This window comes from Anaerorhabdus sp. (assembly GCF_036641015.1).
GTDB lineage: Bacteria > Bacillota_I > Bacilli_A > Erysipelotrichales > Erysipelotrichaceae > Anaerorhabdus.
The window spans coordinates 8949-14962 of record NZ_JAVWFO010000042.1 but is presented as its reverse complement, the minus strand read 5'-3'; the positions used below and the strand labels follow the sequence as shown (position 1 = coordinate 14962).

Genomic DNA, 6014 nt, shown 5'->3' with positions numbered 1-6014 from the left:
ATTTCATCTTGAGCATCTTGATTAAAATACTCATGATTAATTAATATTCTCATTGATGTATATACAATTGGTATTAATATCGTTGTAATAATTAAACCTAATAAGCATTCAATGGTGGTACTTCCTCTATTTCTGGAACACATTCAATTTCACACTCACTTCTATTTGCAATTATTTGTAGATAGTATTGATCATTCTCTTGCGCATAAATATTCATAGATTCTTGGTTTTTAATTTCTAAAAACTTAACTCCAAATATACACATAACTATAACTATAGAAATTAATATGCATAAACTCATATCAACTAAAATAAATCCTTTATTTGAATTCAAGTCGTCCACCTCCTAATTGGCTGATTAACTTTAGTGATTCTTCGAAAGGAAAAGTTATTGTTTGCGCCATTTGAACATTTCCTTTTTCATTAAAAACAATGGGATAATTGTAATTTGCACTTACTTCAGAATAAAACTCTTCTTGTTTGTTCTCTTTAATACATTCAGATTGAAATAGTAAATACTCATTTGCAAATAAATAATAATCAAGATTAGGGAAAGAAATTAAAGGCAACACAAGGACAGTAAATGTCGACATAACAAATAAAACCAAAATCATTTCGACCAATGTAAAGCCTTTATTGTAATATGGCTTGTCCATCACTTATTCCTACACTTTGACTTGAAGAGCATTGAATTTGCTCTTCATTCATTAATCCTGCATTTACTAAATCATAAATATCACCCGGATATTCATCATAATCCAGTCGATATTGTAATATAGCGGAATCAACAACTTTCATCATAGCTTTACATCCCTTTTCATCCACTATTTTCATAACCTTTTGAATATTTGGAACTGCTAATAAGAATAGTATTGATAATACCGAAACTACAATAATCATTTCTAATAAAGTAAATCCCTTTTTCATTATTTCACCTATAGTTCAGCCATTAGCGTCAAAGGAAGTATTAGAATTTGATATACAACAATAATGATGAATCCTATACAACCATAACTAATAAGCTGACATCCTTTCGAAAAACGCTTTATTGTGCGATGCATCCTTTCTTCATTAACTTTAATATATCCTTCCAACATTTCATCCATTGTTGAGGAGTAAATAGCAAGCTTCATATATTGAATAAGTGTTCTATCTAGCAAATTATTTTTTAATGAATCTTCCATAGTTTCACCCTCGTTAAGTGACTTTTCTACTTGTTTACTTATTAACACTAAAACAGGATGAATTTCTATACTCTGCAAAAGTTTCATTGTTTGCTTCGTTTTTATACCTGCTAATGAACATTGGCGGTAAAATCTTGCAAATAAATTACTTTGATATGTTTTTAGTAGATTATTTTTGAACAATCGACATATTTTCGAATACAAATATAATCGAATGTTATTTTGACGACTTCCTATCAATAAAACTATTATTAATAAATTAATAATGGAAATAGTGATACAAACTATCATAAAACAAGACTTTATAACAACTAAATTTGTAATACTCATAGAGAAATTTCTAAACAATGAAATAAGTGTCGGAAAGCAAAAGAAAGTAAATATAAATAATCCAATCCATGTCCCTATAAATAATAAAATTGGATAAAGTAATTCTTTAAGAAGATTAGATCGTGTATTCTTTTCCTCACTTAAACATTTAACTGTTAATTGCAAGCTTCTTGAAAAAGGTAAAAACTTGCAAAATGGTTCTAAATATTTAAGATAGGTTTTAGAAAAATATTGAGTAACAAACATTTCAATTTCATTACCCTCACTTAAACATTCTTGTATCTTGCTTATCACTTTTTCATTCCTTGAATCTTTTAATAATCTAATCGCATCTTGGAATGAGAACCCAGATTCCATCAATATACAAATCCCTTCACAATCTTCTTTACTCATCAAGATCTTGCTTCGCTTCAGTGATTGAGATATATCCTTGTTTGATAGCTTCTGAAATGGCATATTTAATTGGCTTAAAATCTTTCGGTTTTTCCTTTTTAAAATATTCATGAATACCCTTTCTATTTAATATCTCATATACTCCTACCTTAGAATTATTGGTCGAAGAAGAATACAATCGTTGATTACTTATACCTAATAAGACATCTTCTAACTGAAATCGGCTTACACCTAGTTCTAGTAACCTTTCTATCGCTAAAAAACAACTTCCTGCATGAATACTTGTCAAAACCAAATGACCCGTTAAAGCACACCTTAACGCCATCTTAGCAGCTGTTTCATCTCTAATTTCACCTATCATAATAATATCAGGAGCATGTCTCATTAATTGCTTAATTCCTTGATCATATCCTAAATCTTGTTTTTCATTAATTTGTAATTGAACAAAGTTGGTACTATAAATTTCAATAGGATCTTCCAATGTATAAATCTTTTTATTTTTAATTTGATTTAATATGGTATATAAAGTTGTCGTTTTGCCTGAACCAGTAGGTCCACTAAAAACAAATAGTCCACTTCGATTATTCTCGATTGCTTTAAATGTTTTTAAAACCTGTACATCATAAGTTAATTGTTTAAGTTCTAAATGATAGTTAGCACTCAATATTCTTAGTACTCCGCTCGTCATACGATAACTCTTCATCACTGAAAATCGCAAAGATACCTTTTCATTATTTACATCAACATCAAATCTTCCTGTTTGAGGTAATAACGAATTACCTAAATCTAAATTGGCCCGATACTGAAGATATCTAAAAAATCTTAAATCATTTTCTTGATTTTTTACATGTAGCATCCTATCTTTACATCTAAACTCAATTTTAATTTGCTCATCAAAAAGAGAGAAATGTATATCACTCGCCCCATAGTGAATTGCAATCGTTAATAACTCTTCTAATCTTTTTTCCATAATTTCACCTATACTTATTTATATGTATAAAATGATAAAAATCCTAAAAAAAAGATGAAGTTTTCACTTCATCAAAAATACGGATTAAATTTTAATTCATGTCCAATTGTAGATGTTGGTCCATGACCTGGATAAACAATGGTATCTTCATCAAAGTTTTGAAAACATCGTAAACTTTGCCTCATTTTACTCATATTACCACCATATAAATCAGTTCTTCCAATACCTTCGAAAAATAATACATCACCTGTAAACATATGATTTTTATACTTGATACAAGTACATCCTTCAGTATGTCCAGGAGTAAATAAAATTTCAAAATTAAAATTACCAATTTTCATATTTCCTTCATGATAAGGAATCGTTTGGTTTTGAACTGTTGCTATATATCCAGATGCTGTATTCTTACTAGAATCTTTTAATAATTCCTCATCATTTTGGTTACAATAAACTGGACAATGGAAAATTTCTATTAATTCATCTACTGCACCAATGTGATCGAAATGCCCATGTGTTAACAAAATAGCATCAACTACTTCATTTTCATCAATAAGAGCTGCAATTCTATCTGCTTTTTTCCCTGGATCAACAATGCATACATGCCCATCATCTTTTAAAATATAGCAATTTGTTTGATATATCCCTACTACTGTTGTAATTATATTTTCCATAAAAATGTCATAAAAAAAACCTCTTTATAAGGCTTTTCTTATTTTTTCTCCTTGTGTAAAGTCTTTTTTCTACAAACTGAACAGTATTTTTGAATTTCCATTTTTTCAGTTTGTTTACGTTTGTTTCTAGTACCGATGTAGTTTTCTTCTCCACATTCTGAGCACTTGAAAGTTATATTTTCTCTTGCCATGATAGTCCTCCTAATAATACCTAAGAAGTATAGCATATCTAATCATAAATTGCCAATACTTTCGTGAACTAGTTTTCATGAAAATATGTCTGTATATACCCATTATTAGGTAACCTTACAAGACTGTTTTACTAATTTCATGATATAATATCACCGAAAGTGAGGTTTTATTTTATATGAAACGTACTGAAACTAGAATTCTCCATGTTGGTAATTTGCAACTAGGTGGTCAAAATAAATGTTTACTCCAATCAATGACAAATACAAAAACTAAAGATGTTGAGTCTACCGTTAAACAAATTCAAGAATTACAAGATAATGGCTGTGAAATTGTTAGAATGGCTATCCTCGATGAAGAAGACGCTTATGCAATAGGTGATATAAAAAAACAAACCAATGTTCCACTTGTTGCTGATATTCATTTCAATTATGCTTTTGCCCTAATTGCAATAGAACAAGGAATTGATAAAATTCGAATTAATCCTGGAAATATTGGTTCAAAAGAAAATGTAAAAAAGGTAGTTGAAAAATGTAAAGAAAGAAATGTACCTATCCGAATCGGTATAAACAGTGGCTCTCTTGAAAAAGAGGTTCTGGAAAAATATGGCAAACCGTGTCCTGAAGCAATGATAGAAAGTGCAAAGAAGCATGTGGATATCCTTGAAGAATTAGATTTTTATGATATTTGTTTATCATTTAAATCAAGTAATGTTGGATTAACTATCGATACTTATCGTCTTGCAGCTAAAACTTTCCCATATCCCTTACATTTAGGTGTAACTGAAGCTGGCTCATTTAAAATATCATCAATTAAATCAAGTGCCGCATTAGGTGCATTACTCCATGAAGGCATTGGAGATACAATTCGTATTTCTGTAAGTAGTGATCCTGTACAAGAATTATTTATTGGAAAACAATTATTACGTGCATTTGACTTGATGGATTCTGTTCCTAATCTAATATCATGTCCTACTTGTGGACGAATTCAATATGATATGATACCAATTGTTGAAGAAGTAGAATTATTTCTACAATCAGTCCATTCAAATATAGAAGTAGCTATTATGGGTTGCCCAGTTAATGGTCCTCAAGAAGCATCACGCGCAGATATTGGCATTGCTGGAGGTAAAAATGGTGCATTACTATTCAAGAAAGGTCAAATATTAAAAACAGTTCCACAAGAAGATTTATTAGAAACCTTAAAGGAAGAAATACTAAAGATGGTGAATGAAGAGCAATGAGTGAAAACCAGTACAAATTAGTTTTATCAGATTTAGATGGAACATTACTAAATGAGAATAGTCAACTTAGCGAAGAAACTCTTGATACAGTTCTAAAACTGCAACAAAGTGGTATACGCTTTTCCATTTGCTCGGGACGACCTTATTATGGATGTCAAAAATTTATAGAACAATTACAACTCGAAAAATACAATGGATTTTTTGTAGGTCAAAATGGTCAATACATTAAATCATTTGAGACTGGAGAAGTAATTGAAAAACAAAAATTAAATCAAAATGATTTTAAAAAAATTTGTGATTTAGCTCAACGAAGCGGTGTAATAACTGAGTTATTCTATGACACACATGCTTATATTTTGTTTCCAAAGAGAAACATCCTAATGTCGTTAATACTTTGTAGTATGTATAGTTTAAGATCGCTTATCCATCAAAGCAAACGATTTAAAATGATATTTATTAGAGAGTTAATAGATTTACCTGATATTCCTAAAATCTGTTGCTTAGGTAAACCTGCTTCATTAAGAAAGCTTGCTGATGAATTATTAGCACTACAAGACTACGATACATTTCTTGTAAATGCTGCTTGGTTAGAAGTAGTTCGTATCGGAATTAGTAAAGGCTCTGCTTTATATGATATTGAAAAAATGGCGGATATTCCAGTTTCTTCTATGGTAACATTTGGAGACGGAGAAAATGATTTATCAATGTTGGAAATCGCAGGATTAAGTTGTGCAATGGAAAATGCTATGCCAAATCCTAAAAAAGTTGCCCATTGCATAATTGATTCCAATCGTAATCATGGTGTCGCTAAAAAATTAAAAGAAATATTCAATTTATAAAAGGAAGTACCCATTAGTGATACTTCCTTTTATAATATTATTTAACTTTAGATTTTCTACACAGTGTAAACAATGTAATTCCTACGATAAAGACTAAAATAGATATAAACTGTGAAGTAGATAATGTTCCAACTGATCCTCTAATTAAATCTCCTCTAAATATTTCAATTATAAATCTTCCAATACTATATAAAA

Annotated in this window: 10 protein-coding genes; 2 read left to right on the top strand and 8 right to left on the bottom strand. The window is 29.7% G+C overall.

From position 1 onward, the window contains the following. Positions 1–97: 97 nt before the first annotated feature. The 7 genes from RR430_RS06945 to rpmG all read right to left on the bottom strand — a co-directional run bounded on the left by RR430_RS06945 (position 98) and on the right by rpmG (position 3739). On the bottom strand, positions 98–334 hold the full coding sequence (locus RR430_RS06945) for a hypothetical protein (RefSeq protein WP_332508828.1): 237 nt from the start codon (positions 332–334) through the stop codon (positions 98–100). Continuing rightward, positions 321–656 (bottom strand): prepilin-type N-terminal cleavage/methylation domain-containing protein, encoded by a 336-nt coding sequence (locus tag RR430_RS06940; protein WP_332488478.1) that lies wholly within the window; start codon positions 654–656, stop codon positions 321–323. The genes RR430_RS06945 and RR430_RS06940 overlap by 14 nt, the downstream gene beginning before the upstream one ends. Further along, entirely contained in the window at positions 634–927 is a 294-nt protein-coding gene (gene comGC, locus RR430_RS06935; protein ID WP_332488480.1) for a competence type IV pilus major pilin ComGC, read from the bottom strand. Before comGC ends, RR430_RS06940 begins: the two co-directional genes overlap by 23 nt. Before the next feature lie 8 nt (positions 928–935). Next, on the bottom strand, positions 936–1907 hold the full coding sequence (locus RR430_RS06930) for a type II secretion system F family protein (protein ID WP_332488481.1): 972 nt from the start codon (positions 1905–1907) through the stop codon (positions 936–938). Beyond that, complete coding sequence (locus RR430_RS06925; RefSeq protein ID WP_332488483.1) at positions 1900–2877, bottom strand: ATPase, T2SS/T4P/T4SS family; 978 nt, start codon at positions 2875–2877, stop codon at positions 1900–1902. The genes RR430_RS06930 and RR430_RS06925 overlap by 8 nt, the downstream gene beginning before the upstream one ends. Positions 2878–2948: 71 nt before the next feature. Next, entirely contained in the window at positions 2949–3548 is a 600-nt protein-coding gene (locus RR430_RS06920; protein WP_332488485.1) for an MBL fold metallo-hydrolase, read from the bottom strand. A gap of 38 nt (positions 3549–3586) precedes the next feature. After that, positions 3587–3739: a 50S ribosomal protein L33 gene (gene rpmG / locus RR430_RS06915; RefSeq protein ID WP_332488487.1), complete on the bottom strand. Its 153-nt coding sequence runs from the start codon at positions 3737–3739 to the stop codon at positions 3587–3589. Between the two features lie 176 nt (positions 3740–3915). Here rpmG and ispG point away from each other — a divergent pair, with 176 nt between their 5' ends. Continuing rightward, positions 3916–4980 carry a flavodoxin-dependent (E)-4-hydroxy-3-methylbut-2-enyl-diphosphate synthase gene (gene ispG / locus RR430_RS06910; RefSeq protein ID WP_332488488.1) on the top strand — a complete coding sequence of 355 codons (1065 nt, stop codon included), beginning with the start codon at positions 3916–3918 and terminating at the stop codon, positions 4978–4980. After that, complete coding sequence (locus tag RR430_RS06905; protein WP_332508827.1) at positions 4977–5819, top strand: Cof-type HAD-IIB family hydrolase; 843 nt, start codon at positions 4977–4979, stop codon at positions 5817–5819. Before ispG ends, RR430_RS06905 begins: the two co-directional genes overlap by 4 nt. Before the next feature lie 37 nt (positions 5820–5856). On the opposite strand, the gene RR430_RS06900 is transcribed toward RR430_RS06905, so the two are convergent. Further along, complete coding sequence (locus RR430_RS06900; RefSeq protein ID WP_332508829.1) at positions 5857–6003, bottom strand: prolipoprotein diacylglyceryl transferase family protein; 147 nt, start codon at positions 6001–6003, stop codon at positions 5857–5859. Positions 6004–6014 lie beyond the last annotated feature (11 nt).

Coding starts and splice junctions, on each gene's coding strand:
- RR430_RS06905 (WP_332508827.1), top strand. CDS start 4,977: ATGAGTGAAAACCAGTACAAATTAGTTTTATCAGATTTAGATGGAACA.
- comGC (WP_332488480.1), bottom strand. CDS start 927: ATGAAAAAGGGATTTACTTTATTAGAAATGATTATTGTAGTTTCGGTA.
- RR430_RS06930 (WP_332488481.1), bottom strand. CDS start 1,907: ATGAGTAAAGAAGATTGTGAAGGGATTTGTATATTGATGGAATCTGGG.
- RR430_RS06940 (WP_332488478.1), bottom strand. CDS start 656: ATGGACAAGCCATATTACAATAAAGGCTTTACATTGGTCGAAATGATT.
- rpmG (WP_332488487.1), bottom strand. CDS start 3,739: ATGGCAAGAGAAAATATAACTTTCAAGTGCTCAGAATGTGGAGAAGAA.
- RR430_RS06925 (WP_332488483.1), bottom strand. CDS start 2,877: ATGGAAAAAAGATTAGAAGAGTTATTAACGATTGCAATTCACTATGGG.
- RR430_RS06920 (WP_332488485.1), bottom strand. CDS start 3,548: ATGGAAAATATAATTACAACAGTAGTAGGGATATATCAAACAAATTGC.
- ispG (WP_332488488.1), top strand. CDS start 3,916: ATGAAACGTACTGAAACTAGAATTCTCCATGTTGGTAATTTGCAACTA.